Origin of the sequence: uncultured Sphingomonas sp. (genome assembly GCF_913774285.1) — a bacterium.
Taxonomy (GTDB): Bacteria; Pseudomonadota; Alphaproteobacteria; order Sphingomonadales; family Sphingomonadaceae; genus Sphingomonas.
In genome coordinates this window covers 20,198-46,337 of sequence record NZ_CAJYHX010000037.1, presented here as the reverse complement: position 1 = coordinate 46,337, position 26,140 = coordinate 20,198, and the positions used below count along the sequence as shown (strand labels likewise).

At 65.7% G+C, this 26,140-nt stretch carries 16 protein-coding genes and 3 pseudogenes; 3 read left to right on the top strand and 16 right to left on the bottom strand.

The genetic code is table 11. The annotated features are described in order from the left end of the window. Positions 1-177 precede the first annotated feature (177 nt). The 8 genes from cobA to QZ670_RS19880 all read right to left on the bottom strand — a co-directional run bounded on the left by cobA (position 178) and on the right by QZ670_RS19880 (position 11,100). Positions 178-966, bottom strand: a complete 789-nt coding sequence (gene cobA, locus QZ670_RS19915; protein ID WP_294259001.1) for a uroporphyrinogen-III C-methyltransferase — start codon at positions 964-966, stop codon at positions 178-180. Beyond that, positions 959-3,544 (bottom strand): nitrate reductase, encoded by a 2,586-nt coding sequence (locus tag QZ670_RS19910; protein WP_294258999.1) that lies wholly within the window; start codon positions 3,542-3,544, stop codon positions 959-961. Before QZ670_RS19910 ends, cobA begins: the two co-directional genes overlap by 8 nt. Further along, on the bottom strand, positions 3,541-3,867 hold the full coding sequence (gene nirD / locus QZ670_RS19905) for a nitrite reductase small subunit NirD (protein WP_294258996.1): 327 nt from the start codon (positions 3,865-3,867) through the stop codon (positions 3,541-3,543). The genes QZ670_RS19910 and nirD overlap by 4 nt, the downstream gene beginning before the upstream one ends. 5 nt (positions 3,868-3,872) lie before the next feature. Then, on the bottom strand, positions 3,873-6,374 hold the full coding sequence (gene nirB / locus QZ670_RS19900; RefSeq protein ID WP_294258993.1) for a nitrite reductase large subunit NirB: 2,502 nt from the start codon (positions 6,372-6,374) through the stop codon (positions 3,873-3,875). A gap of 192 nt (positions 6,375-6,566) precedes the next feature. After that, positions 6,567-7,772, bottom strand: a complete 1,206-nt coding sequence (locus QZ670_RS19895; protein WP_294258991.1) for an alginate export family protein — start codon at positions 7,770-7,772, stop codon at positions 6,567-6,569. A gap of 58 nt (positions 7,773-7,830) precedes the next feature. Next, positions 7,831-9,078 (bottom strand): nitrate/nitrite transporter, encoded by a 1,248-nt coding sequence (locus QZ670_RS19890; RefSeq protein ID WP_294258988.1) that lies wholly within the window; start codon positions 9,076-9,078, stop codon positions 7,831-7,833. A 226-nt stretch (positions 9,079-9,304) separates the two neighbouring features. Continuing rightward, positions 9,305-10,519 carry a CmpA/NrtA family ABC transporter substrate-binding protein gene (locus tag QZ670_RS19885; protein ID WP_294258985.1) on the bottom strand — a complete coding sequence of 405 codons (1,215 nt, stop codon included), beginning with the start codon at positions 10,517-10,519 and terminating at the stop codon, positions 9,305-9,307. Continuing rightward, on the bottom strand, positions 10,516-11,100 hold the full coding sequence (locus QZ670_RS19880) for an ANTAR domain-containing protein (RefSeq protein ID WP_294258982.1): 585 nt from the start codon (positions 11,098-11,100) through the stop codon (positions 10,516-10,518). Before QZ670_RS19880 ends, QZ670_RS19885 begins: the two co-directional genes overlap by 4 nt. Before the next feature lie 569 nt (positions 11,101-11,669). On the opposite strand from QZ670_RS19880, the gene QZ670_RS19875 reads away from it, so the two are divergent. After that, positions 11,670-14,159, top strand: a complete 2,490-nt coding sequence (locus tag QZ670_RS19875; protein WP_294258979.1) for a glycoside hydrolase family 9 protein — start codon at positions 11,670-11,672, stop codon at positions 14,157-14,159. 68 nt (positions 14,160-14,227) lie between these two features. Then, positions 14,228-15,754, top strand: coding sequence for a sialate O-acetylesterase (locus QZ670_RS19870; RefSeq protein ID WP_294258977.1), 1,527 nt, complete (start codon positions 14,228-14,230; stop codon positions 15,752-15,754). A 276-nt stretch (positions 15,755-16,030) separates the two neighbouring features. Here QZ670_RS19870 and QZ670_RS19865 read toward each other — a convergent pair. The 4 genes and pseudogenes from QZ670_RS19865 to QZ670_RS19850 all read right to left on the bottom strand — a co-directional run. Continuing rightward, positions 16,031-16,290: pseudogene (locus tag QZ670_RS19865) on the bottom strand (transposase); the annotation flags it as partial. A gap of 54 nt (positions 16,291-16,344) precedes the next feature. Further along, positions 16,345-16,464, bottom strand: a pseudogene (locus QZ670_RS19860) (IS630 family transposase); the annotation flags it as partial. A 140-nt stretch (positions 16,465-16,604) separates the two neighbouring features. Beyond that, on the bottom strand, positions 16,605-17,939 hold the full coding sequence (locus QZ670_RS19855; protein ID WP_294258974.1) for a surface lipoprotein assembly modifier: 1,335 nt from the start codon (positions 17,937-17,939) through the stop codon (positions 16,605-16,607). A 13-nt stretch (positions 17,940-17,952) separates the two neighbouring features. Then, the gene (locus QZ670_RS19850) at positions 17,953-18,702 is read right to left on the bottom strand and encodes a hypothetical protein (RefSeq protein ID WP_294258971.1); all 750 of its coding nucleotides are present in this window, start codon (positions 18,700-18,702) and stop codon (positions 17,953-17,955) included. A gap of 670 nt (positions 18,703-19,372) precedes the next feature. Between QZ670_RS19850 and QZ670_RS19845 the strand changes: the two are divergent. Next, positions 19,373-19,495 (top strand): annotated as a pseudogene (locus tag QZ670_RS19845) (IS630 family transposase); the annotation flags it as partial. Between the two features lie 64 nt (positions 19,496-19,559). Here QZ670_RS19845 and QZ670_RS19840 read toward each other — a convergent pair. The 4 genes from QZ670_RS19840 to QZ670_RS19825 form a co-directional block, all read right to left on the bottom strand. Further along, positions 19,560-20,918, bottom strand: a complete 1,359-nt coding sequence (locus tag QZ670_RS19840) for a hypothetical protein (protein ID WP_294258967.1) — start codon at positions 20,916-20,918, stop codon at positions 19,560-19,562. A gap of 3 nt (positions 20,919-20,921) precedes the next feature. Further along, positions 20,922-21,827, bottom strand: coding sequence for a hypothetical protein (locus QZ670_RS19835; RefSeq protein WP_294258963.1), 906 nt, complete (start codon positions 21,825-21,827; stop codon positions 20,922-20,924). Between the two features lie 20 nt (positions 21,828-21,847). Further along, on the bottom strand, positions 21,848-24,250 hold the full coding sequence (locus tag QZ670_RS19830; protein ID WP_294258960.1) for a hypothetical protein: 2,403 nt from the start codon (positions 24,248-24,250) through the stop codon (positions 21,848-21,850). Between the two features lie 401 nt (positions 24,251-24,651). Next, positions 24,652-26,139: an MFS transporter gene (locus QZ670_RS19825; protein ID WP_294259051.1), complete on the bottom strand. Its 1,488-nt coding sequence runs from the start codon at positions 26,137-26,139 to the stop codon at positions 24,652-24,654. Between the last annotated feature and the right edge of the window lies 1 nt (position 26,140).

Here is a 26,140-nt window from a genome sequence, read left to right as displayed (position 1 = left end):
CCGTTGAGAAGCACGGTGCGATCGGCCGCTTTTAGCTAAAGCGGGCGTTCCGGCTCCATCGCTTGAACGGCGTATGTTGGTCGACTGCTGTCGGAAGGCTGGTTGACGTTTCTGACACGAAGCCGTCATTCCAACGGGCAGGCCCAAACGGCAGTCTTGCCCGACAGCGGACGTCGATCAGGTTGTCGCAGCTCGGGCCGCGTCCATGGCATAACTTGCCATCGCCGCGCTGCTCGCAACTGCAATCGCGTCGCCAATCAGGATGAGGGTCGGCTGGTCATTGGGAAAGCCCGCTACCGCGATGTGAAGAAGATCAAGACGGGTATGCAGCAACCGCTCGCTGTCCAGACTGACATCGCAAGCTAGCAGGACCGGTGTGGCGCCTGATAGCCCCGCCGCCTGAAGGTTTCGGCCGATTTCTGTCGCCGCGCTGCGGCCCATGTAGAACACGGTGGTGCAATGCGGGTCCGCCAGGGCGGCCCAATCCAGATCCAAAGGCGCATCACCGCGCTTGTGCGCGGTAGCGAACTGTACCCGGCGTGCCAGGCCGCGCAGCGAGAGCGACACGCCCGCGGAGGCCGCGGCCGCGCTGGCGGCGGTGATGCCAGGGCAGATCCGCACCTGCACGCCCGCCTGGACGAGCGCCGAACATTCCTCCATCGATCGGCCGAAGATCGAGGGGTCGCCGCCCTTGAGCCGCACCACCCGCTCGCCTGCCAGCGCTGCGGAGACAAGCAGGTCGTTGATCGTCCCCTGCTCCTTGGAATGCCGGCCCGCGCGCTTGCCCACCGGTACCAGCCGCACCGATGCGGGGACCAGCGCCAGGACGCCCTCGCCCACCAGCGCATCGTAGAAGACGATCGTCGCGGTACGCAGCAGCCGCTCGGCCTTGCGGGTGAGCAGGTCGGGGTCGCCCGGCCCGGCACCGACCAGCCAGACGCTGCCTGCGGGGAATTCGTCAGCCATGCGCGGCCTCCTTTGGCATGTCGTTGAGAATGCGGGCAAGCGCCGGGCGGCACGATCCGCAATTGGTGCCTGCCCCCAATGCCGCGCCGATCGCGGCAACGTCCTGCAATTGCTGGTCGCGGATCGCGGCGGTGATGCTGTGCAACCCGACATCGAAGCAGGCGCAGACGACCGGCCCGCGATCGCTGCTGCGCCCAGGCGCCCGACCGGCGAGCACCTGCGGGCCCTGCGGCTGCCTAAGCTGGCCGATCAGCCAGTCCCGGCTCGGCAATTCTCCGTGGCGGGTGACGAACAGCACTGCAGCAAGGCGGCCGTCCCGCAGGACGCCCACACGGAGGGTGCCGCGCGCAGGATCGCTCGCCTCCATACGCTCCCCGCGAGGCAGCGCCCGATCGAGCGCTGCGGGATCGCCGGTGCCGGCCAGTTCGTAGAGCACGCCCCCGGGCACCGTCACGCGCGTCGCCCACAGGCAGTCCGGCGCCGGTGCCTCGCCCTGCACGATCAAGAAGCCGCGCCAGTCCACCGCCACCGGCGCGACGCGCGCGGGCGAAAGCTTGAAGCCAGGCTGTCCCGAATGCGGGTCGACGAGATCCCGGGCGAGCAATCCCGTGCGCCCCCCACGCGCCTCCTGGTCGGTCCAGTGGATCGGCGTGAACAGCTCGCCGCGGCGCTGGCCGGGCGCGTGCGCGACGCGGAACAGGCTTTCGCCCTGCGGAGTCGTCACCCGTGCGAGCGCGCCGTCCGCAAGGTTCAGCGCGGCGGCATCCTGCGGGTGGATCTCCACCAACGGTTCCGCACGGTGGCGCGCGAGCTTGGGCGACAGGCCGGTGCGCGTCATCGTGTGCCACTGGTCGCGGTAGCGGCCAGTGTTGAGCGTCATCGGCCAGTCGCGCAGCGGCGCGTCGAGCGGCCGCTGTGCAACCGCGACCAGCCGGGCGCGGCCGCTATCAGTCGAGAATCGCCCGTCGGCGAAGGGCTGCGGATTCCACGAGAAGGGCACCATCGCGTCATAGGCTTCGTTGCCGATCGCCGCCTTGGTCCGCAGGTCGAGCATGCGCGCGCCCCGGTTGCGATAGGCGGTCAGCCGGGCATGTTCGCGCCAGATTTCGGCCGGGCGATCATAGGCGAAGGCGGTGCGGAACCCCATCCGCCGCGCCACCTGGCTGACGATCCACCAGTCCGGCTTCGCCTCGCCCGGCAGGGCCAGGAAGGCACGCTGGCGGCTGATCACCCGCTCGGAATTGGTGACGGTACCGTCCTTCTCGCCCCAGGCGGCGGCGGGCAGGCGGACATGGGCATGGACGCTGGTGTCGGTTTCGGCGATCACGTCCGACACGACGACGAAGGGGCAGGCGGCGAGCGCTTCGCGCACCCGGCCGGCATCGGGCATCGAAACGGCCGGGTTGGTCGCCATGATCCACAGCGCCTTGATCCGCCCCTCGCCCACCGCACGGAACAGGTCGACGGCCTTGAGGCCCGGCTTGGTCGCCATCCGCGCGGCGGCCCAAAAGCGGCCGACATCGGCAATATCGTCGGCGCCGAAGCCGCGATGCGCCGCCAGCGTCGAGGCAAGCCCGCCCACTTCCCGCCCGCCCATCGCGTTGGGCTGGCCGGTGATCGAGAAGGGAGCGGCACCGGGCGTGCCGATCCGGCCGGTGGCGAGGTGGAGGTTGAGGATCGCGTTGACCTGATCGGTGCCGCGGATCGACTGGTTGATGCCTTGGCTGAACAGCGTGACGGCGCGCGGGTGGGCGGCGAAGAGCTGGTAGAAGCGCTGGAGGTCTGCGGGCGCGAGGTCGCAGGTCTGGGCGGTGGACCAGAGGTCGTGCCCCTGCCCCAGCGCTTCCCAGAAGCCTTCGGGCACGTCGAGGTTCGCGGCACCGGCGAGGCCCTCCGCCCGGCAATGCGCGAGCAGGCCGTTGAACAGCGCCACGTCGCTGCCGGGGCGCAGCGCCAGATGCAGGTCCGCCTCCTCCGCGGTTTCGGTGCGGCGCGGATCGATGACGACCAGCTTCGTGCCGCGTTCGGCGCGCGCGGCCATGATTCGCTGGTAGACCACCGGATGGCACCAGGCGGTGTTCGATCCCACCAGCACGATCAGATCGGCAGCGTCGAGATCCGCATAGCTGCCCGCGACAACGTCCTCGCCGAACGCGCGCATGTGTCCCGCTACCGCGCTGGACATGCACAGTCGCGAATTGGTGTCGATGTTCGCCGATCCGATGAACCCCTTCATCAGCTTGTTGGCGACGTAATAATCCTCTGTCAGCAGCTGGCCGGAGACGTAGAAGGCGACGCTGTCCGGGCCGTGTTCGGCGATCGCCTCGCGGAAGCGGCGGGCGACGAGATCGAGCGCCTTGTCCCAGCTGGCGCGGCGATCGCCAATCATCGGATGGAGCAGCCGGCCCTGCAGCCCGACCGTCTCGCCGAGATGCGTGCCCTTGGAGCAGAGCCGGCCCTGGTTGGCGGGGTGTTCGGAATCGCCCTCGATGCGAACGGCGCGGTCGCCGGTAACGGTCGCGCGGATGCCGCAGCCGACGCCGCAATAGGCGCAGGTAGTGCGGACGGCGTCGCTCACGCCGCCGCCCGCACCGGCATGGCGAGCAGGATGCGCTCGCCCTCCACCCGCACCGGCACCACCGGCGTGCAGCCGGCATCCTCTCCCAGGGCAGCCCCGGTCGCGAGCGAAATGCGCATGTTGTGGAGCGGGCACGCCACCGCATGGCCATGCACGATCCCCGCGCTGAGCGGGCCGCCCTTGTGCGGGCAGCGGTCGATCAGCGCGAAGACCCGGTCGTCATGGGTGCGGAACACCGCGATGGGCTCCCCGCCCAGCGTCAGCGTACGGCTGCCCCGCAGCGGCAGGTCGGCAAGGGTACCGATATCGGTCCAGTCGGTCATGGGCATCACTCCGCGGCGGCGAGAAGGGGCTGGTGGAGGCCGGCATCGGCGCCGGCGACGCGATCGGCCCAGGGATCGTCCTGGCTGAAGGATTGCGAATGCCAGAAGCGCGCGGCGAGCGCGTCGCGCCCCGCTTCGTCCTCCACCACCCGCCCCTTGATGCTGGCGAGCCCGACCCGCTCGATCCACGGCGCGGTGCGCTCCAGATAGCGCGCCTCCTCGCGGTAGAGCTGCACGAAGGCGGCGGCATAATGCATCGCCTCCTCCTCGGTTGCCACCTTCACCAGCAGGTCCGTCGCGCGGACATGGATGCCGCCATTGCCGCCGACATGCAGTTCGTAGCCCGAGTCCACGCACACCACGCCGAAGTCCTTGATGGTGGCCTCGGCGCAGTTCCGCGGGCAGCCGGAAACCGCCATCTTGAACTTGTGCGGCATCCAGCTGCCCCAGAAGCCGCGCTCCAGCTTGATGCCCAGCCCGGTCGAATCCTGGGTGCCGAAGCGGCACCATTCGGAGCCGACACAGGTCTTCACTGTGCGCAAGGCCTTGGCATAGGCATGGCCCGAGACCATTCCGGCGGCGTTCAGATCGGCCCAGACAGCGGGCAGATCCTCCTTGCGGATGCCGAAGATGTCGAGCCGCTGGCCGCCGGTGACCTTCACCATCGGCGCGTTGTACTTCTCCACCACATCAGCGATGGCGCGCAGTTCGTTCGCCGTGGTCACCCCGCCCCACATGCGCGGCACCACCGAATAGGTGCCGTCCTTCTGGATGTTGGCGTGGAGCCGCTCGTTGACATAGCGGCTCTGCTGGTCGTCGACATATTCGCCGGGCCATGCGCAGAGCAGGTAATAGTTGAGCGCCGGCCGGCAGGAGGAACACCCATCGGGCGTTGACCAGTGCAGCGTCTGCATCACTTCGGGAATGGCGCGCATGCCCTGTTCGACGATCGCGCGGCGGACCTCGTCATGGCCGTAGGTCGTGCATTTGCACATCGTCTTGGGGCCGCTCTGCACGCCCTCCTCGCCCAGCGTCAGTGCCAGCAACTGCTCGACGATGCCGGTGCACGATCCGCAGCTGGCCGAGGCCTTGCACCCGGCCCGCACCGCATCGAGGCTGCACGCCCCGCCGTTGATCGTGGCGACCACCTGCCCCTTGGAAACGCCGTTGCAGCCGCAGATCTCGGCATCGTCCGAGAGCGCCGCAACGGCCGCCTTAGGGTCCGCCAGCCCCCCTCCCGAGGCGAAGGCCTGGCCGTAGATCAGCACGTCGCGGATAGGGGCGACGTCCTCGCCCTTCTTGAGCAGGTCGAAATACCAGCCGCCGTCGCTGGTATCGCCGAACAGCACCGCGCCGATCACGCGGTCGTCCTTCAGCACCACCCGCTTGTAGATTCCCCGCGCCGCATCGCGCAGCACGATGTCCTCGCAGCCCTCGCCGCCCGAGAAGTCGCCCGCCGAGAACACGTCGAGCCCGGCAACTTTGAGCTTGGTCGAGGTGACCGAGCCGCGATAGGGATTGGCGCGTGCCACCAGCCCGTCGGCCAGGCTGCGGCACATGTCCCACAAGGGCGCGACCAGGCCGTAGCACTGCCCGTCATGCTCGACGCATTCGCCGACCGCGAGGACGTTCGCGTCGCTGGTCACCATATGGTCGTCGACCTGGATGCCGCGTCCGACCGCCAGCCCCGCCTCGCGTGCCAGCTTCACCGAGGGACGGATGCCCACTGCCATCACCACCAGCTTCGCCGGGATCACGCGGCCGTCCTTGAGCTGCACGCCCTCGACCTTGCCCTTGCCGAGGATCGCGGCGGTATCGGCGCCGGTGAGGATGGTCTGCCCGCGCGCCTCGAGCGCCGACTTGAGCAGCCAGCCTGCGGCCTCGTCGAGCTGCCGTTCCATCAGCGTCGGCATCAGGTGGAGCACCGTGACCTTCATGCCCCGCAGGGTGAGGCCGTGCGCCGCCTCCAGTCCGAGCAGCCCGCCGCCGATCACCACCGCATCGCCGCCCTCGCCCGCCGCCGCGAGCATTGCATCGACATCGGCCATGTCGCGAAAGCTGATTACGCCGGGCAGGTCGTGCCCCGGCACCGGGATGATGAAGGGATCGGAGCCGGTGGCGACCAGCAACTTGTCATAGCCGGTGACGCGGCCGGACTTTGCCGTGACGGTGCGGGCCGCGCGATCGATCGTCACCACTGGATCGCCGGCGACCAGCTCGATGCCGTGCTGCGCATACCAGCCATGATCGTTGATCACGATCTCCTGGAACGATTTCTCGCCGGCCAGGACCGGCGACAGCATGATGCGGTTATAGTTCACATGCGGCTCGGCGCCGAAGATGGTGACGCGGAAGCGCGCGCCGTCGCGGGCCAGCAGTTCCTCCACCGCGCGGCAACCGGCCATGCCGTTGCCGATGACCACGAGATGCTCGCGCGTCTCTGCGGGCGCCGTCGCCTGCGCGGGGCTGTCGTCGGCCAGGGTCGTGCCGGGATCGAGAAACTCCATCCGCTTCGCTCCAAAACGAAAAAAGCCGCCATCCGGCGCCCGGATCTTGCGAACCGAGCGCTGGATGGCGGCTTTGCCATCAACAGGACCACGTTTGCTCATCTTCGAACTAGCGTGGCTATGTGGGAAGGACAGCCTTGTCCTTCGCGTTGCAACATAAACCGATTCGCGGAATCGCTCAAGCGATTCCACTCAGTAGCTCCAATCGAGCTGCAGCCAGAACTTGCTGGTATCGGTGGCGAGCCGATCAGCCTCGTACCGCGCATAGCGTGCGGACAGCAGCGTCTTCTTGACCTTCACGGTGGCGAGCAGGTCGATCTCGTCGCCATAATGCTGGCCCAGCCGGTCGCTGTCGAAGCGATGCCAGGTCGCCTGCAGCGTCAGCGCGTCCACCCTCCCCAGCTTCTTCCAGCCATAGCCGCCGCCCGCATAGAGGTCGCGCACGCCGTTGGCCGGGGTGGTCAGGAACTTGTCCGCCCAGCCCTGGAACTTGAAGTTGGTGCCGAGCGGCGTCTGGAAGCTGGTAAGCGCGGTGCCCTTGTCCGCGCCCAGTACTTCATAGCCGGTGTTCAGCTTCCAGCCGCGGACGTCCAGCGTCGCATCCGCGAGCCAATAGTCGGCGGTGTAGCGATTGGGGTTGCGGTGATAGTCCGACTGCGTCGCCCAGCTGAGCTGGTAGCTGAGCTTAACCATCGGCACCAACGTGCGGCTGCCCGCCAGCCGGCCGCCATAGGTCTGGCTGGCGAGGCGGTAGCCCTGCACTTCGGCCTCGTCCTGATCGACCAGATAGGCGAAGCCGGTCAGCGTGCCGATCGGCGTCGCCGCGCCAAGATTGGCGAACACATTGTCGCCGCCCACCCCCCGCTGCCGTGCGCCGCGCCCGTCGCTGCCCCAGATGGTCCGTACGTCCCAGGCATAGGCGAGGTCGAGCTTCACGCCGTTCAGCGGCGCCAGCTCCGCGCGCACCGCGTCGAAGGTCTGGGCATTGTTGCGGAAGCCGACATTGCCGACGAACCGCTCATCGTCGAGCGCGATCCGCTGCCGTCCTGCGGTGACGGTGAGCGGCGCGGTGCGGTATTGCAGCTGCGCGCGGTAAATCGCGACATCCTGCGGATCGGCGACCAGCGGCCTGGTCGCGGCGCCGTGCAGCCCGTCATAATAGTTGCCGACCAGCGCCAGATTTCCCTGCGCCTCGCCCAGCGCCGCCCAGGGGCCGCTGCTGAGTTCGGCACCGGCCCGCACGCGCAGCGTCCAGGCATCCGCCGCCGCGTTGAGGCCGTCCTGATCGACATGCTCATAGCGGCTGCGCGCCTCGATCAGCGGCTTCACCGCAATGTCCTGGGCACAAGCAGGGCCGGCGACGGCCAGCGCGGCCGCCGTGAAGAAGATGGTTCGCATGGATATTGCCCCCGAAACGGGGCGGCGCGGTTCTTGCCGCACCGCCCTCCCCTCCGATTCAGATGCGTGCGGCGCTGGTCCAGCGGGCACGCCACGAGGCTTTGACCAGCATCAGGCCCAGCAGCGCCAGCAGCGCAAGGCCCGCGAAGATCAGGAAACCCGGCGCAAAGCTGCCCGCCAGCTGCTTGGCGAGGCCGAGCGACGAGGCGAGGTAGAAGCCGCCGATACCGCCGGCCATGCCGACCAGCCCGGTCATCACGCCGATCTCGGCCTGGAAGCGCTGCGGCACGAGCTGGAACACCGACCCGTTGCCGGTGCCCAGCGCCAGCATCGCGATGACGAAGCAGCCGAGCGCCACCGGCAGCGTCGCTGCGACACTCACGCCTGCCAGCGCCGCGGCGGCGACCAGGAACACGCCCGTCAGCGCCTTCACGCCGCCGATCTTGTCCGCCAGCGCGCCGCCCATCGGCCGCACCAGCGATCCGGCGAATACACAGGCCGCCGTGCAATAGCCCGCGACGATCGGGGTCAGCTTGAACTGGTCGGTGAAATAGATCGGCAGCGAGGCCGCCAGCCCGACGAACCCGCCGAAGGTGACCGCGTAAAAGCCCATCAGCCACCAGGCGTCCGCCGATTTCAGCGGGTGGAGGTATTCGACCAGCGTCTTCGGCGCCGGGGCATTCGGTGCGTCCTTGGCCATCGCCAGGTAGAGCAGAAACACGATGCCCAGCGGAATGCACGCCATGCCGAGCACCGCGTTCCAGCCGAACAGCTTGGCGAGCGCGGGCGCGAACAGCGCGGCTAGCACGGTGCCCGAATTGCCCATGCCCGCGAGCCCCATCGCCTTGCCCTGGTGCTCGGCCGGATACCAGCGGCTGGCGAGCGGCAGCGCGATCGCGAAGCTGGCGCCGGCAAAGCCCAGGATCACCCCCAGCGCCAGCGTGCCGCCGAAGCTGTTCACCCCCAGCAGCCAGGCCGAGAGCAGCCCGCCGATCACGATCATCTGGCTGATCGCGCCCGAGCGCTTGGGGCCGATGCGATCGACCAGCAGGCCGTTGACAACGCGCAGGAAGGCGCCGGCCAGGGTGGGCGTTGCCACCATCAGCCCCTTTTGCGCGGCGGTGAGATGCAGCGTCTTGGCGATGTCGGGCGCGAGCGGCCCGAGCAGCACCCACACCATGAAGGCGAGGTCGAAATACAGGAACGCCGCAACCAGCGTCGGCCAGTGCCCGCTCCGCCAGAAGCTGCCGTCACTTGCCTTGATGGCTCTTGTACCCACGCTTCGATCCAGAAATGCCGTTGCCATGCTGACTTCCCCAATGCCGATCTGAAAAGGACAAGAAAAAAGCCGCTCGCCGGACGTTCGCGGGCTCGCGAAATCCGGTCAGCGGCTTTGCTGCGTTCAGAGGGGGAGGCATGCCCCGGCGTTGGGGTGCGCTCCCGATGGGCGCGCTTCGATGCGCGACTCAAGGATCATCGCGCGGATTGCGGCGTGCTGCAAGTGCGAAATTGGGGCGGGATCGCCCTTGGCGTTACCCGCGCGGGTCCCCGAACCCCGCCAGATAGTCGTCGAGCCGCTCGGGATCGAACACGCGGCCGTCGAAGAACCGATCCGGCCCGAGCGTCAGCGCCCCGCGATGTGCGCCAACCCCGATCGGCGCCGTCACCGCGCCTTCCAGCTTCATGCTCGCACCCGGCATCGCTTCGCCGCTGGCGCCCAGCGCACGACGATATACGTCGGGGCGGAACACCGCCCCGGCCGCCGCCTCCGCCTCGGCGCTGGGCTGCGCCTGCTTCCAGCGGACCAGCTGCGAATAGATCCACAGCGCCTGACTCCGCCATGGGAATGCGGTGGCCTCGCGGTGGAACAGCAGGAAATCGGGTTGCTCCACTGCCGGTGCCTCCGCGCGCGGAATCACCTGCCCTGCCAGCCCCGCCTCGATCAGTTCGGCCGGTTCGCCGACATAGCCGTCACGCGCCAGCAGCGCCGTCAGCTCGCTGCGGTTCGCCGGATCGTCGCACCAGCGCGCCGCCTCCGCCATCGCCACCAGCAGGCGGTCGACGGTGTCGGCATGGGCTTCCATCCAGTCGGTGCGGAGCGCCAGCACCTTCTCGACGCCGCGCTGCCAGATCCGCGCGCCGATCGCGACCGCCTCTGCCAAGCCTTGCGCGATCGCCGCCGCCGGCCAGGGGTCGCCCGCGATGAACCCGTCGATCTCGCCGAGCCGCATCGCCTCCACGGTGAGCGAAGGCGGCAGCACGCGCAGCACCACGTCGCGATCGGGGTCGATGCCGACGCTGCCTAGCCAATAGCGCAGCATCAATGCGTGGCCGGAAAAGCGGTGAACGATGCCGATGATCGGCTTGCGCCGGAACAGCCCGATCGCGCTGGCGAAGTCGTGCCCCGTGCCCAGCGGGTCCGCCAGGCGCGCGGGCAGGTTCTGCTCCAGGGCGGCGGCGAACTCGCCCGACATCACCAGCATGTTGCCGTTGCTGTTGAGCTTGAACGGCGCGGAGAGTGCGGCGGGCTGCTGGCTCAGCCCCAGCGTCACCGCCACCGCGAGCGGCGCCAGCATTTGCGCAGCCTGCACCTGGCCATAGACCAGCCGGTCGCGCAGCGTCGCCCAGCTGGTGGTTCGCACCAGCTCCAGATCGATCCCCCGCGCCTCGGCGAAGCCCTTTTCGCGCGCGGCGACCAGGACGGCGCTGTCGGTAAGCGGCAGGAAGGCAGCGCGGACCGGGGTCATGCCGCGCCTCCGCCGAGCAGGGTGCTGGCGGTGATCAGCGCCTCGGCCACGTCGACGAGCCGGCGGCCCTGGTTCATCGCCGTCGAGCGCAGCAGCGCATAGGCATCGGCTTCGTTCAGTCCGCGCTGTTGCATCAGGATCGCCTTGGCCTTGTCGATCGTCTTGCGGTTGGCGAGCGCGGTGCGCGCCTCGTCCAGTTCGCTCTGCATCCGCGAGAAGGCAGTGAACCGCCGCACCGCCAGCTCGAGGATAGGTTTCACCCGATCCTTGCGCAGCCCGTCCACGACATAGGCGGAAACGCCGGCATCGATGGCCGCGCCGATCATCGTGTCGTCTGACTTGTCGACGAACATCGCGATGGGCTTTGCCAGCGCACGGCTCACCAGCAGCATTTCCTCCAGCGTGTCGCGGCTCGGGCTGCCCAGATCCATGAGTACGACGTCGGGTGCCATGCGCTCGATCCTGGCGACGAACGCGCCGCGCGGCGGCACGAAATGGATATCGTCATAGCCCGCCTCACGCAGTCCCTCTTCGAGGACCGATGCGCGCGCTCCGCTGTCATCGACAATGACGATCCGCACCCCAGCGCCTTTCGCAGTTGCGGCAGGAATTGGCAGCAAAGCACGGGCGCGTCAAACCGTTGGAAGCAAGGAGGTGCATCGGGTTGCGATAGCCTTTGATACGAGGAAGGCCGGCGCGCCCTCATCAACGCGTCGGCACGCGAGCTACGTTGCGTTGCGTCCATCCTGCCACTGCCACAAGCGCATGACGATCCACCATTGCCTAAAGGTTTCGCAAATGTGCGGGTTCGATCAGTCGTGGCGAAGGAAAGCAAAATAACGCGGAGCTAATTGCCGAATGGTAGCGCTACCCTTAGCATGGTGGAAAACAAGAGCTATCAGGAGAGCGCGGGCGTGATTCGCGATTTAGGCAACGGGATGCGTCGAGCTTCGACGTGCATGCTATCGGCTCGCGATACGAACCGGCACCCGCTCCAGATTTTCCGCAATCGGGGCCGATCACGAGGTCTGGATGAGCGCGACGCGCGACGGCTTGTAAAACAACCGCAGCAAAGCCTCCAACCGACATCTTCTACCCGCTGACCACGATCAGCCGCGGCACCGGCAAACACAATCCACAGGAGAGATGCATGCACCGTAAGGTTCTGTCCGCCTTGCTCGCCTCGGTAGCGGCCTCCGCCGTCTCGGGCATGGCCATCGCCCAATCCTTGACGCTTACGCAGGCGGATACGCTCGAGAGGCAGGGCCTGTCGGTCATCGTCGATCAGAACCAGTTCAGCCCGATCTTCTTCGACGAGAAGAATGCCGGAATCCAGATCGTGCTGCACGGCAACCGTATCGCCACCGACGGCGCGGTGCGCCTCGACAAGACCCCCGAACAATGGGCGCCCGTCCCCGCCTTTGTCAGCCGCACCCACGGCACGGAGCCCAACCAGCTGGTGGTCCGCTCGACCTACAAGGACGTGCAGCTCGATTATTCGGTCAAGGTCACCGCCGAAGGCGACGGCTTCCGCATCGCCGTCGATCTCGATCGCCCGCTCCCCGCAGCGCTGGCAGGCAAGGCCGGCTTCAACCTCGATTTCCTGCCGAGCGCCTATTTCGGCAAGACCTATATGATGGACGCCGCCCCCGGGCTGTTCCCGCGCCACCCGACGGGACCGATGGCGAAGGACGGATCGGGCGACCCGCTGCCGCTGGCGTCGGGCGGCAAGTCGGTCACGCTGGCGCCCGAAGACCCGATGACGCGCGTCACCATCACCTCCGACCGCGGCCCGCTGGCGCTCTACGATGCCCGGGCACGCGCACAGAATGGCTGGTTCGTTGTGCGATCGATGATCGCCGAAGGCGCGAAGGAGAATGCCGTCGTCTGGCATGTTCGCCCCAATGTCGTGAAGGACTGGGTGCGCGCGCCCGTCGTCTCGTTCAACCAGGCAGGCTACACGCCCAACCGGCCCAAGGTGGCGCTGATCGAGCTGGATCCGCACTTCGCGGCGCCGGCGGAGGCCGAGCTGGTGCGCCTCACCGCCGACGGCCGAGAGGAGCCGGTGCTGCGCGCACGCACGCTGCCCCGCGGGCACTGGACCCGCTACGACTATGCGGCATTCGACTTCTCGAGTGTCCGCGCGCCCGGCATCTACGCCGTCCGCTACGCAGGCACCACGACCAACCCGTTCCGCATCGCGCCCGATGCCTATGCGCGGATCTGGCAGACCTCGCTCGACACGTTCCTCGCCGAGCAGATGGATCATGTCGGCATCCGCGAGCAATATCGCGTCTGGTCGGCGCCCTCGCATCTCGACGATGCCCGGCAGGCCCCGCCGAACATCACGCATTTCGACGGCTACAAGATGGGCGCGAACCTGGATTCGCCGTTCAAGGCCGGCCAGCATATCCCCGGCCTCGCCGTCGGCGGCTTCCAGGATGCAGGCGACTACGACATCCAGACGCCCGAAAACGCGATGGTCGTGCGCGACCTAGTCTGGGCCCGCGAGCTGTTCGGTCTCGACTGGGACGAAACCAGCGTCGACGAAGCGGCGCGGGCGGTCGAGATCCGCAAGCCCGACGGCGTCGAGGATTCGCTGCAGCAGATCCGGCACGGCGCACTGCAGCTGCTCGCGCAGTACAAGGTCTTCGGGCACGCCATCGTCGGGATCGTCGATCCGACGCTGCGCCAATATGCGCATCTCGGCGACGCGGGCTCGCAGACCGACGGGCTGATCTACGATCCGTCGCTCAAGCCGGCCGAGCGCAAGAACGGCGCGTCGGGCGCGCAGGACGATCGCTGGGCGTTCACCACCGACCTTCCGGCCAACAATCTGATGGTCGCGGCGGGGCTCGCCGGCGCGAGCCGCGCGCTTGCCGAGAGCGACCCCGCCATGGCAGCCGAAGCGCTCCACGCCGCCGAGGCGCTTTGGGCCAAGCAGCAGCAGGGCGTCATCAAGGCCGGCGACGGCCGCGACGATTCAACCTCCCCGCGTTCGGCGGAGGGCGCCAACGTCACCGCCACGGTCGAGCTGCTGCTCACCACCAAGGGCGGCAAGGTCTATGCCGATCGCCTTCGCGCGCTGCTGCCGGTAATCCGCGACAATTTCGAGTGGACCGCGGCGCCGGCGGTGCGCGCTATCCCCTTCATGGACGCCGCCTATCGTGCGCAGCTCGTGCCGCTGGTGCGCGCGATGAAGGCCAAGGTCGACCGCGAGCAGGCGAACAATCCGTTCGGCGTGCCGATCGCCACCGGAACATGGGCTGGCTCCAACCAGGTGGTCGCCTTCGGCTCGACCATGTACCTGCTGCACAAGGCGTTCCCGGAGCTGGTCGGCACCGGCTACACACTCGACGCGATCGACTATGTGCTGGGGCGCCATCCCGCCAACAACCTGTCGCTGGTTTCGACCGTCGGCACCGCGTCGAAGCTGATCGGCTATGGCCACAACCGCGCCGACTACAGCTTCATTCCCGGCGGCCTTGTGCCCGGCGTGCTGATCGTCAAACCCGACTTTCCGGAAGCGAAGACGGACTGGCCGTTCCTGTGGTTCGAGAACGAATACACCGTCAGCACCACAACCGCCTATATCCTCGCCGCCCGCGCCGCGATGGCGGCAACGGAAGAAGCGAACTAGGGTGAAGCCTGTTCGCCGCGTTCCAATGCCGATTGCGCTACCAGCCTGACGTGACAAGGAAAAAGCCGATGAAGAAGCGCCTGCTCGCCGCCGCCCTGGTCGTTGCCGCTACCGCCTCCCCCGCCAGTGCGCAGCTCAAGCTGCCCCATCTGTTCAGCGACCACGCCGTTCTGCAGCGCGATCGGCCGCTGCACGTCTGGGGCTGGTCCAGCGCAGGCGCGACCATCACCGTCACCCTCCACGGCCAGCGCGCGACGGCAATCGCCGACCGGCTCGGCCGCTGGGAGGTCTGGCTGAAGCCGGAAGCGGCAGGCGGCCCCTATGTGCTCACCGTCGACGGCGGCGCGGCCGAGGGCCAGGCGCAGGTCCAGGACGTGATGCTCGGCGATGTGTGGTTCGCCTCGGGCCAGTCGAACATGGAGTTCCCGCTCAAGGGCTTCACAGGCGCGCCCTTGAACAATGGCACCGCAGAAATCGCCGCAGCGACCAACCCGCGCGTCCGCCTCCTTCGCCTCGAGCACAAGAGCAGCACGACGCCGCTCCGCGACATCGATGCGACCTGGACGACGACCACCCCCGCCACCGCAGCCGATTTCTCGGCGATCGGCTATTTCTTCGCGCGCGAGATCGCCGCGCGCGAGAAGGTGACGGTCGGTGTGATCGATTCCACCTGGGGCGGCACGCCCGCCGACAGCTGGGTGTCGACGGATGCCTTCGCGACCGACGCGACGCTCGCCCCCGCGATTGACGCGCGTGCCCGTTTCCAGCACGACCAGGCCGACGCCGATCTCGCGCTCGCGGCCGAGGCGCGCGAGGACGCCGCGATCCGCGCGTCCGGGGGCACTCCTCCCATGCACCCATGGCACCCGCCTGAGGAGGCGTATCGGCCGTCGTCGCTCTACAACGCGATGGTCGCCCCCTTTACCGGCTACGGCATCAAGGGCGTGATCTGGTACCAGGGCGAGACCAACAGCAACGTCGCGCGCGCGCCCTATTATGCAGACCTCTTCCGGGGCCTGATCACCGACTGGCGACACAATTTCGCGCAGGGCGACTTCCCGTTCCTCTATGCGCAGATCTCGTCGTTCAACTCGCCCGAGGAGGAATGGGGTTTGGTACGCGACGCGCAGCGCCGGGCGCTGGGGCTGGTCAACACGGCAATGGCGGTGACGACCGATGTCGGCGACCCGAACAATGTGCATCCGGGCGACAAACAGACGGTTGCCGCCCGGCTCGCGCTCGCTGCACGGGCAATCGCCTATGGCGAACGCGTCGCCTACCAGGGCCCGCTGTTCCGCCAGGCGACCGGCGGAACGGGCGGGATGCGCGTCTGGTTCGATCATGCCGCGGGCCTGACCAGCCGCGGTGCGCCCGTGCCTGGTTTCGAGATCGCCGGCGCGGACCGCAAGTTCGTCGCCGCAACCGCGCGGATCGATGGCGAGACGGTGGTGGTGACAGGGCCCGTACCCCAGCCCCGCTATGTCCGCTACAACTGGAGCGGGGTGGTACCGGGCAGCCTGTACAATGCCGCAGGCCTGCCCATGTCGACCTTCACCTCCGAGGAGCGGATCCAGGGGCATCTCGCCTATCCCTGAACGGTTCGCCTGCCGAAAGCCGACCTCGCGGGCCGCCCCACTGCCGGGCGGCTATCGAACACGCGAACGTCCGATGTTGGGGATTGCCGTCGTTCCGAGCGCCGGATCGGAACGGCCAAGTCTAATCGGGAGCAGCCGAACGGTCGTGGAACATTTTCGCCGTTCGTAGTTGCCCAATCCGATCACGTTTGTGCTTCGAACCCGATTTACGAGAGCGGGAGCCCCGCGAGTGGGTTTGTCCAATGCGTCTGGTGATATTCGGGCGGTTTCCACGCTTTCCGGTTCGTAGCCGCGCGAGCTGAAGTAGTTGGCCCGTTCGGCGGGCTGGAAGATGTCGACCAGCCTTGCCGATCAAACCCCACGACCCGTTGACGGTTCGTTCGCCCGCCTTGCGCAGCATGCTGCCGTGAGCGGGGAGAAGGCCTTTTCAACGGGATTGAAGCCGGGCTTTAGGGCGGGCGGAAGCGCAGGGTTGCGCCGGCCGCTTCGATCCGCTCTTTCACGGCGGCCAGCCTGTGGCTCGAGAAGTTGTCCATGTCGCCACCGCATCGATTGGACACGGTACGGCCATATTCCAACGCAAGACCACGCCAGCGGATCGCACTCGATATGCTGACGCCAAAGCGTGCCGCCGCGGCATGGCAATTCCGGCCGCCGCCACTCGCGGCGACAACCCTGCCCCGAAGATCCTGTGAAAGCGTGCGTGCCATCCATGCTGGCCTCCTGCCACCAGCAGGAAGCGTGCATCACATCACGCCGGAGGCGGGAATCCACGACGAGTCAATTCGCGTGAAAACCGCTTCAGGTTGGAGCCAAAAGCAAAGACAGTATTTCCGTCAACGACTGGGGATCAGAAACCCCGCGTAACACCAAACTCCGTAAACACTCTTCGGAAGTCATAGATCGGGACGGTAGACCAATTGCGCTCGTACCCAAACCGGAACACGGGAGAAAATCCGACGACGTGAACTTTTCTCCAGATCGCTCCGGCGCCGCCACGTACGTACCAATCAGCACGCCGATCGGGGAAGATGAAGAGCCGCGCGTCTGCGGTCAGTCGCGCTGCCGTCGCGCTCGCAAAGAAGGTGATTCGGCCAGCATCATGCCAATACACGCTGGAGAACGCGCCGGACCGCGTTGCGTAGCCAGCGTCTTCGGCAGTTTGGCGGTTGGCAGACAAGGTTATGCTCGCTCCCGATCGGATCGTGAGCGCGCGTTCATAGGTGAACGCGGCCGTGTAAATCATCCCGTTCTGCAGATTGCTTCCCGTATAACGCACCCGATTTACACTGGCCGAAGCGTCGATCTGAGCACGGGGCCCGGCAGGATGAAGCCAGTCGAAGTTGACGCTTTGCGTGCGCGCATAGATCTGGCCGCCATACCAGCGCCATGTATAGCCGGCCGAAGGCGTCAGTCGGTCCGCCTCGCTGCGATACTCGACGCCGACTTGCGCAGAACCCGAAATATCATTGAACTGGCTGGCGCGATAAAGCGTGGCCTGGCTCGACAGGCGGGGCACCAACGTTATGTTGTTCCCCATGTCCAGACGCATATAGGCTTGGCTTGCTTCCTTCAAACCGGTCCCCGACTGCTCCCGGGCGTCGCGCGAGAGGTTCAGTGGCGCGATCACCGTGTCGAGCGTGGTGGCGCTGGTCGCGCGATTGATGTTGCTGTCCGGCGCAAGTGCCAACTCAAGCGAGCCGCCAAGGGGCTTGCGTGAACGCAGCGCTTCGACATAGCGGTTTACCGCCAGGGCGACATTCGGAGGCAGCGATCCGGCCTGGATCTGACGCAAGGCGCGTCGTGCGCCGACGGTGTCGCCGGTTTGAGCCAGCAACGAGGCATATTCCAGCCTCACCGCTGCTGCGTCGGGCTTCTCGTCCAATAGCTGGCGAAGCCACACAAGGGCGCCGAGTCGGTCGCCGTGTTTCAGTAGCAAGTGGGCGATTCGTACCCGAGCTTCAGCGCGAAAATCCGGGTTTCGATCCCTGGTCAACGCCTTGAGAAGTTCGATCGCCTGATCCTCGCGGTTCGCCTCCGCCAGCTTTTGGGCCATCGCGAACATCTGGTCAGGCGTCAAAGACGTCTGGCAGCGCTCGGTGGCGAGCGCTGCGCAGCCGGGTTGCGCCGCCCCTGGGCCCAGGGCCAGGGGCGACGCTTGTATTGCGATGATTGCAGTCAACATTACCGGAGGCGGATCAGTTCTTCTTACCTGCCGCGACGCCGACTGCGGAATAATTGGATCCGGTTACGGCAAAGGTGTAGCCGAATTCCTCTGCATTGGGACCGAAGAACTTCCCGCCCCAGCTGCCGGTCCCCGATCCGCTCAGGTTGCCGTTCAACGGCGACCCGTTCAGAGTGAACGAGCCGGCGGAGCCCGCGTAGTTCTGGGTGCCCAAGCCGGCGCGGCCGTTCGCATCCACGCCGGTGAAGCTCAGCGTCGTCGAATAGGCCCCCTTCGCGAAATCCGCCGTAAGGGTGGAAGTGCCGTTCAGCACGTATAGCTGGCCTGCGTTATCCTGAGCGCTGCCGGCCACCAACCCGGAATAGCTGGCCGAGCCGGTCTTCGGGAGGTCCGCAGTTTGGACACCGAAAACATATGCCTGCTGTACAGACGTTTTCAGCGACGGATCCATCTGCGCGAAGGCGAAGCTGGTATAGGTCAGCGTAAGCGGGTTGCTGGCGCTGTTATAGACGACAATCAGATCTTTGGCGCCAGGCGACCGCGGATCGGAAACCTTGAAATAGGAATAGCCGGGGACCGCACCTGCCACCATTGCATCGGTCGTCAGACGCAGCGGGGTCGAGCTCGAGTCCGTCGAATAGAAGGTGTAGAGCCCACTCGCCGCATCATAGCTGATCGCCTCCTTCAGCCCGGATGCCCCCGTCGCGCTGTAGTTTCCTTTGATTGGACCAGCGGATGCTGCCGACTGCACCTGGGCCGGCATGACGAGCGCCTGAGTCGCGGGTGCCGGCGCAGGCGTAGGCGTAGGCGTAGGGGTCGGCGTCGGCGTCGGCGTCGGCGTCGGCGTCGGCGTCGGCGTCGCGACAGGTCCTTGCGCCGCCGGAGGCGCTGAATTTATGCCCCCGCCGGAGCCCCCGCAAGCCGCAAGCGAAGCGGCCATCATCAAAGCGGCGTTGGTTTTGTAAGCACGCATATAAGCCCCACTTTGTACTCTTTGCCTCCGCCCCACCTACACACAACCGGCAATATATCAACATGTTGCAGCAAATTTACTATATAAAAACCTTCGACCGCGCAGTTACGTAACCTGCCATCACTATACCTTGCACACATTTACTATATCTTAACTTTAGATTGATCTTTCCACGAGCTGAGTCGGCGAGGATTCCCAACCCCGGGCGGACGCGATTCTCGTTTTCTGCTGATGGCGAGAGGCCAGCATGTGTCGCACGCACGCTTTCACAGGAACTCCGGGACCGGTTGGTCATCGATCGATGGCGATCCGCGCTGCCATGCGGCGGCTCGTTTTGAGGTGAGCGTGTCGAGTACGGTCCGCTGCCGGCAGCTTGCGCTCGAGCATGGTCGGGCTGCGGCCAAGTCCCGCGGGTGGTACCCGGCATTCTGGCAGGCGAGCGGGGCACCCTGGTGGCATCGTGCTTTGCAAGGCGAGCCAACGAGCCGTCAGCACGCTAGGAAGTCTGATCGGCAGCCTCGTTGACATCCTTCAGCCGGCCGAATGCCCAAACTACTCCAGCTCGTGCGGCTACGAACCGGAATGCGTGGAAGCCACTCTAGCGGGCGGCACCGTACAGCTACGCCGGTATCGACCGTTCGCCGGAGTTAGGACGTTGTGCCATTTGGCCGTCGGCTCGACGCCGCTCCGCCGCTCACGGTCCGGTCTGGCACGAGATGCTTGTAGCCCCGCGCCGAGCCATTGTCGCAGTTTCCGATGGCGGTGAAAGCGCGATCGATAATGTGCGTGGCATCGAGCGAGGGGCAATAGGCGATTTCCTTGGTGAACGCGCAAATCTTGACTTTGAAAAGGCCTCGCAGGTCCTGCAGCAACGGCAACGACAACCCCATCGCGCTGTGACAGGCGATCAGATACAACTCCGCATCGGCGGCAAAACGGTCCCGCAGCGACTGCGCCAGCGGCTTGCCATTTGAGAGCAGCAGATTGGGGTCGGCCGCGACCTGCACGGAGGCGACGTCTATTGGCCCCGACAGATCCTGCGAACCGGAACCGGCGGTGGAAAGCAAAACCCCGCCGGATCTGTCCACCGTGCCGGACATGGCGATCAGACCGGGATTACCATGGGTGAGGATGTTGACGCGCTTGATCGACTGTAGCGGACGGAAAGCGGAACGGTCTGGCTTCGACGGATCCTCGAACAATATCGCGGATACCATACCGAGGAAGGAGTTAACCTCGAAAATAGCCTTCCCCGGATCGGGCGTGTCCACCTGCGCCACGGCGACGAAATCCCTCGTTGTGGGCGCCCATTGGCCGGATTTGGCTTTGTCGCGCTCTTCCTGCGCCTCCGCGGGAGTGAATACCTCCGGGAACGCTGCGACAATGGTCAGCTCGGTGAGAAGCGTCGGCTGCCTGGCACCCTTGCGCGCGGCCGCAGCAGGCGTACCGAACAGATTGTCGAAACGGCGTTCGAACTGCTGCACAATCGGTGTCCGCGCTTCCTCTTCCAACACGGCGAACATGCTGTCGTCGAAGTCCGGGAACAGCATGCGGTTGAGAAACAGGTAGGTCTCGTCACTCAGCCGATAGTCATTCTCGATCTCGACGATTTCCGGTTCGCTGAAGCCGCGATCCGGAACGCGCAGATCGCCCAGCCCCTGCCGCAGATGCGGCGCGACTTCCTCCAGCCATTCGGCGCGCGCGCGCAGGTCCATGGCGATAAGGTGCGCCCAGAGAACTCCCAGAATATGGAAGCGCGCCGTCGCATCGTCGATGTCGAAGCCGCGCGCGATCGTGCACAGCGCCTGCTCGTCGAACATGGTCAGGATTCGTCGCGCGGCCGCCACCAGCAAAGGCTGCCCCGTTGCCAGAAACGGCACTGCTGTCTCGGCCCATTCGGGGTGCTTGGCCAAAAGCCGTTCAAGCATCTCGCCACCACGTTCTATCGCGTCGTCCCCTCCGCGGATCAGCGAGGCAATCTCCATATTGTCGTCAGCGCTGATCATGGGTCATTTCTCGAGACTGATGAAACCTGAACCGGCCAAGCCGTTCATGACCTTCAAGATGGCTTTCGACTGCTTGGACACGTCCGTCCCGGCAAGAACCGCTTTCAGGAACAATAGCGTCGTGTTCGCGCTGCAGGAATCGCCGGTGACATAGAACATGCATTTGGATTTCGCTGCCGCCTTCCGGCGTCGCAACGCACCGAGGAAATGACGCTTGCTCGAGCAGCTGTTCATGAAGAGCACCGCGCAGGCCAGCTTCTGCTTCTTGAGGTCCGCATCGCCGACCTTCACCAGCGTGTCGAAATCGGTTCCGCCCTTGCGTGCCCGGTAATAATGCCTGCCCGCCAGAGGAGACCCGCCGCGACAGTTCACCCGGGCAGCCTCCCTCGGGAAACAGGCTGACAGGCTGCGCCACGCCTTCGGCGTACCGCATCTGGTCGATTTTGCGGCTATCGCATCTTCGACGATTTTCAGCAGGCCCTTGGATGCGAACACACCCTTTACCGATGTCGGCAATCTGAATTCAGCAGGGTTGATGCCGTGGTGCATGATGTCGCCGATGCAGTCGATAGCGGCAAAGTCCCACCCCATTCGGAAATTGTCGTCCCAGGGGTTGGTCGGAAACGCCGTTATCCCAGGGCAGGTCGGGGTTCTTGCCGGCCCGAACACCGGCCCCTGGCCGATACGCGAATGGCCATCATAGACAACCACCGCACCGCTCTTGTCGAGTGCGGCGGCAAATTCGGACTTGGTGTAGACGAGGCGTACCGTGTGCGTCTTGGCGCCCTTGGGATAGGTCCATTTGCCGGTGCCTGCGGAATCGGCATTGGCATTGAGATACGCGACCACGTCTCTCTCGTTGCCGGTGTCGCGTATCTCGCATCCGTACGCGATGATGATGTCGGTCATCGGACGAGGCCTGCTCGTCGCTAGACCAGCTTCAACTCGTCATAGACGAACCCCTCCGTCGGAACGGTCACCTCGAACTCCTGGACGATGGGATAGATGTCCTCCGGCGTCAGCGGCGCGTTCGGATCGCCCGGTTCGTCACCGATCGTCGAGTCGACGGTGACATAGTCCGGGCCGTTGATGCCCAGCCTCGCCTCCTGATCGCGATATTGCGCGACCTGCTTCAACAGGTCGGCCAGCGGTCCATCCTGAACGTCATAGCCTTCCTCGCCCTCGATATGCCTGGACAGCCAGTCGATCGCTTCCGCCTCCCGACCGGGATAGATGGGCAGGCATACCCGGATCCACGGGCTGTTGAGAAACTCGTTGCGCCGCGCGTCGCCGTCGAGCTGTATCGCCCAGCCAAGCGAACTGCCGAGGGGCGCAGGCTCGGAATCGGCGGTTATCTCGTACGCGGGGCGGGCCGCGCCCGTCGCCACGGGGGTATACCGCGGCTTCCACCAGGACGGGTGGGTGTAGGTGAACATCGCGTCGATTTCGAAATAGCGGTGGAAATATTCGATCTCCAGCGGACTGGGATCATTGCCGCCATTGGCGAACAGATGCGAGATCATCCTGTTCATCACCTCGTAGCGCTCCTCCTTGCGAAGATCGGCTGCGGGGCGGGGCTTGATCTTGCTCCGTTCCGTGATGAGCGCCTTTTCCCGCTCGAACTTCTTGTTGAGCAGATCCTCGGTGATCGCGGCGACAGCTGCCTGCCGCTTCGTCTCCCAGTCGGCCATCACGCTGCCTGCCGGATCCCACGCATAGGTGAAATTCACCGAAACGCTGGCACCATCGCCTTCCAATATGGCGATATTGGTGGTGAAGGTGTGGGCGGCAGCGTCCCAATTGTCGCCCCAGTGCAGGTTGTTCTTGGGCGAGGGCGCCAGATCATCCTTGCCGCCGCCTTCAAGATCGGTGATCGAATCGATGCTGACCGACGTCACCTTGCGGTCGGAGCCGGGCTGAACGACGATGGTCACGTACCAGGTCTTGCGGCCATTGTCCCATTTCAGGCTCGAACTGGTCGTGCCCGTGTCCGTTCCGCCAACCGGCCGCGGCGGCAGACCCGGCGGTTCATTGGGCACAGATATCGGGCCGGACTCCCGGAAATGCACGAATTTGCTACGTGCCAGGCCCTTGCCCGGGGTACGAACATATAGTTGCCAGACCAGCCGCGGCCCCAGGTCCTGCACCTTCACCTTCACCCGGCGCAGGACACGGCGCAGACCATAGCTGACCGGCGCGGGGCTATCGTTGCGGATGATCCGGCGCGTCAGGTTGGTGGTGGTGATGTCGGTGACATCCCGTGTCGTCAGCTTGAATGTCTTGGTGATGCGTTCGGCAGCACGGTTGGTGACTTCCTTCAAGCGCCGGGATGTCTGTTCGCGGCCCCGCTGGCTGGCGTTCTTGAAGCTGGCGTTGGCCGAAGCGCTCGCCTGCCAGACACCGATCGAGCCTGACACGGTTGCCGACATCGCCGCCGAGGAGTCGCGCTGGATCATCGAGGAAACCTTGTCGGACACCTCGTCGGTATTCTTTTCCTCGCTTGCCGTTTCGCTGACCTGCTCCAGTCCGATTTCAAGCACTTCCTCGTGGATCTGCTTGCGAACGGTTTCGTAGACCACCTCGAGCGTCTCGAGCGGCGCCACCGTGAACGCCTGCTCGATCGGGCCGAACCCTTCTTCGGCGTTGAAATAGAGCTGGCGATAGAAGTGCGCGATGCCAATGGGCGACAGGGCTTCCTCGATGCGAAGTTCCGGGAAGAACTGATAGATCCCGCTATCTTTCAGGTGAAGCTGCAACGCTTTGCCGATGTCGCCGTGAGGCGCATGTTTCACCGCCTGCACCATCGAACGGTAGACGTCGCTTTGGGCGGCCTTCAGATTGAAATTGTCTTCGCGGGAAATCGCGTTGCCCGCGACATAGGTGGGAATGTCATCGGCGACGTTGGACACGCTCTTGGCGCGACGCGCCTGCTCGCCGGGCTGCAGGGTCAAACCAAAGGGGTGGATCACGCCGCGATAGGCAACTGCTTGCGGAAACCCCTTGAGTTCAAGCTTTTGGACGCCGGCCGTTTCCGCGCGTTCGGCATCGTCATGGTTGATCAGGTTCCGCCCCTTGACCAGATCGGCCATCGCCGCGGCAGATGGAAGGCTCTTGATGCGGGTCGCCGCATGAACGCTGGCGATTGCGATCGCGGTCGATGCAGCCCCTTCGGCCTGGCGCCTGAACATGTCCGCTTTGGCTTTGCGCTTTGCGATGGTCCCTGCGACGGTGCGCAGCGTCCAGCCGGAGATCCAGCGCAGAATGAGCGGCTCGTAGGTCGCCACCGTCATGGTGGCATAGGCTTCCTTGAACTTGGACAGCTCTGTCGTCACGGTCACCTCCGAGGATGCCTTGCCGCAAGCAGCAAGGGGGCTTCAGTCGGCGACCATTTTTATATCTTCGACGGGCGTTCGCGCTTGAACTGCCTGTATATCCACCAGTTAGCGCGAGAATCTCTGATATTTCACAGCAATCATGTTACCTTCATTATCCAAATTTGTCCATTCTTCTTTCACCACGTGCCGGATCAATGCCGCGAAAGACCAATATGAATGGAGAATAAGAAATATACACAGAGCTTTACTTGGCCAAGCAGAGACGAATTCGCTCCGGATTCTGTTGGACTTGACGGTCCCGTCGACAGTCGCATTCCTGCGCCCCTGTTCTGCGAGAAGCCGAGGCACGCAGAACCATAGCCGCGGTGTGCCGGAACCGGGCGCGGCGGCAGGCCCGCTCACTCCCGCGACAGTGCGGCCACCCGCAGCATTGCCACCGCGGCCAGCAGCAGCGTTCCGCTGGCGAATGCCATGGTCCAGATCGGCTCGCCGGGGAAGAAGCGGTTCATGATCGATCCCATCACCGTCGCCACCAACAGCTGGGGCACCACCACGAAGACGTTGAACAGCCCCATATAGATGCCGAGCTTGGCCTGGGGCAGGCTGGAGGCGAGGATCGCATAGGGCATGGCGAGGATCGATGCCCAGGCGATGCCGATGCCCACTTCGCTGGCGATCAGCCACGCCGGATCGCGGACCAGGAAGAAGCTCGCATAGCCCGCTGCGCCGCACAGCAGCCCGAAAATATGCGTCCGCGCCTTGCCGAGGCGCGCCGAAAGCAGCGGCAGCAGCGTCAGCGCCGCCACCGCGGCAGCACCGTTATAGGTGGCGAACAGCACGTCGACCCAGCTGGCGCCTTCCTGATAGCCGGCACTCTTGGGATCGGGCGAACCGTAAAAGGCGCCGGCGACGATCGGCGTGGTGTTGATCCACATGATGAACAGCGCCGACCAGCTGAAAAACTGCGCCACCGCCAGCCGCTTCATCAGCACCGGCATGCCGGCGAAATCGCCGACGATATGGCCAAGCATGCTCGCCCTGCCCGCCCGCGCCCGCAGGATCGCCACAGCCTGCGCCAGGCCATAGGCGATCAGCAGCCCGCCCAGCAGATAGACTTCCTTCTCCAGCGCGAACCGCGCCACCGCGAGCACCACCAGCGCGCCCGCGACGATCCAGGGCAATCCCGCTGCCGGATGTCGTGCGGCGAGCAGCGTCACCGCGGCGCCGTCCACCGTCGAAGGCCCGTCGAATGCCGTCATTTCCGCCGGACTGTATTCGCGGGTGGTCAGCACCGTCCACAGCACCGAGCAGAACAGCGCCGCGCCGCCGAACCAGAAGGCGTAGCGCACCGTATCCGGCACGCCACGCGCCACCGCGGCATTGGAAACGCCGAGATGCTCGAGCGCCCAGGGGAAGATCGACCCCAGCACCGCGCCCATGCCGATGAATGCGGTCTGCACCGCATAGCCGGCGCTGTGCTGGTCCTTGCGGAGCATGTCGCCGACGAACGCCCGGAACGGCTCCATCGAGATGTTGAGCGAGGCGTCGAGCACCCAGAGCAGCCCCGCGGCGAACCACAGGGCGGGGCTCTCGGGCATCAGCAGCAGCGCGAGCGCGGCGAGGATCGCGCCGCCCAGAAAATAGGGCCGCCGCCGCCCGAGCCGGCCCAGCCAGGTCTTGTCGCTCAGATGCCCGATGATCGGCTGGACCAGCAGCCCGGTGAGCGGCGCCGCCACCCAGAGCGCAGGCAGGTCATCCAGCCGCGTACCCAGCGACTGGAAGATCCGGCTCATATTCGCATTCTGCAGCGCGAAGCCGATCTGGATGCCGAAAAAGCCGAAGCTGATGTTCCACAGGCCTGCGAAGGACTGGCGCGGTTTCTCCATG

Coding starts and splice junctions, on each gene's coding strand:
- cobA (WP_294259001.1), bottom strand. CDS start 966: ATGGCTGACGAATTCCCCGCAGGCAGCGTCTGGCTGGTCGGTGCCGGG.
- nirD (WP_294258996.1), bottom strand. CDS start 3,867: ATGACCGACTGGACCGATATCGGTACCCTTGCCGACCTGCCGCTGCGG.
- nirB (WP_294258993.1), bottom strand. CDS start 6,374: ATGGAGTTTCTCGATCCCGGCACGACCCTGGCCGACGACAGCCCCGCG.
- QZ670_RS19895 (WP_294258991.1), bottom strand. CDS start 7,772: ATGCGAACCATCTTCTTCACGGCGGCCGCGCTGGCCGTCGCCGGCCCT.
- QZ670_RS19890 (WP_294258988.1), bottom strand. CDS start 9,078: ATGGCAACGGCATTTCTGGATCGAAGCGTGGGTACAAGAGCCATCAAG.
- QZ670_RS19885 (WP_294258985.1), bottom strand. CDS start 10,519: ATGACCCCGGTCCGCGCTGCCTTCCTGCCGCTTACCGACAGCGCCGTC.
- QZ670_RS19875 (WP_294258979.1), top strand. CDS start 11,670: ATGCACCGTAAGGTTCTGTCCGCCTTGCTCGCCTCGGTAGCGGCCTCC.
- QZ670_RS19870 (WP_294258977.1), top strand. CDS start 14,228: ATGAAGAAGCGCCTGCTCGCCGCCGCCCTGGTCGTTGCCGCTACCGCC.
- QZ670_RS19855 (WP_294258974.1), bottom strand. CDS start 17,939: ATGTTGACTGCAATCATCGCAATACAAGCGTCGCCCCTGGCCCTGGGC.
- QZ670_RS19850 (WP_294258971.1), bottom strand. CDS start 18,702: ATGCCGGCCCAGGTGCAGTCGGCAGCATCCGCTGGTCCAATCAAAGGA.
- QZ670_RS19840 (WP_294258967.1), bottom strand. CDS start 20,918: ATGATCAGCGCTGACGACAATATGGAGATTGCCTCGCTGATCCGCGGA.
- QZ670_RS19835 (WP_294258963.1), bottom strand. CDS start 21,827: ATGACCGACATCATCATCGCGTACGGATGCGAGATACGCGACACCGGC.
- QZ670_RS19825 (WP_294259051.1), bottom strand. CDS start 26,139: ATGGAGAAACCGCGCCAGTCCTTCGCAGGCCTGTGGAACATCAGCTTC.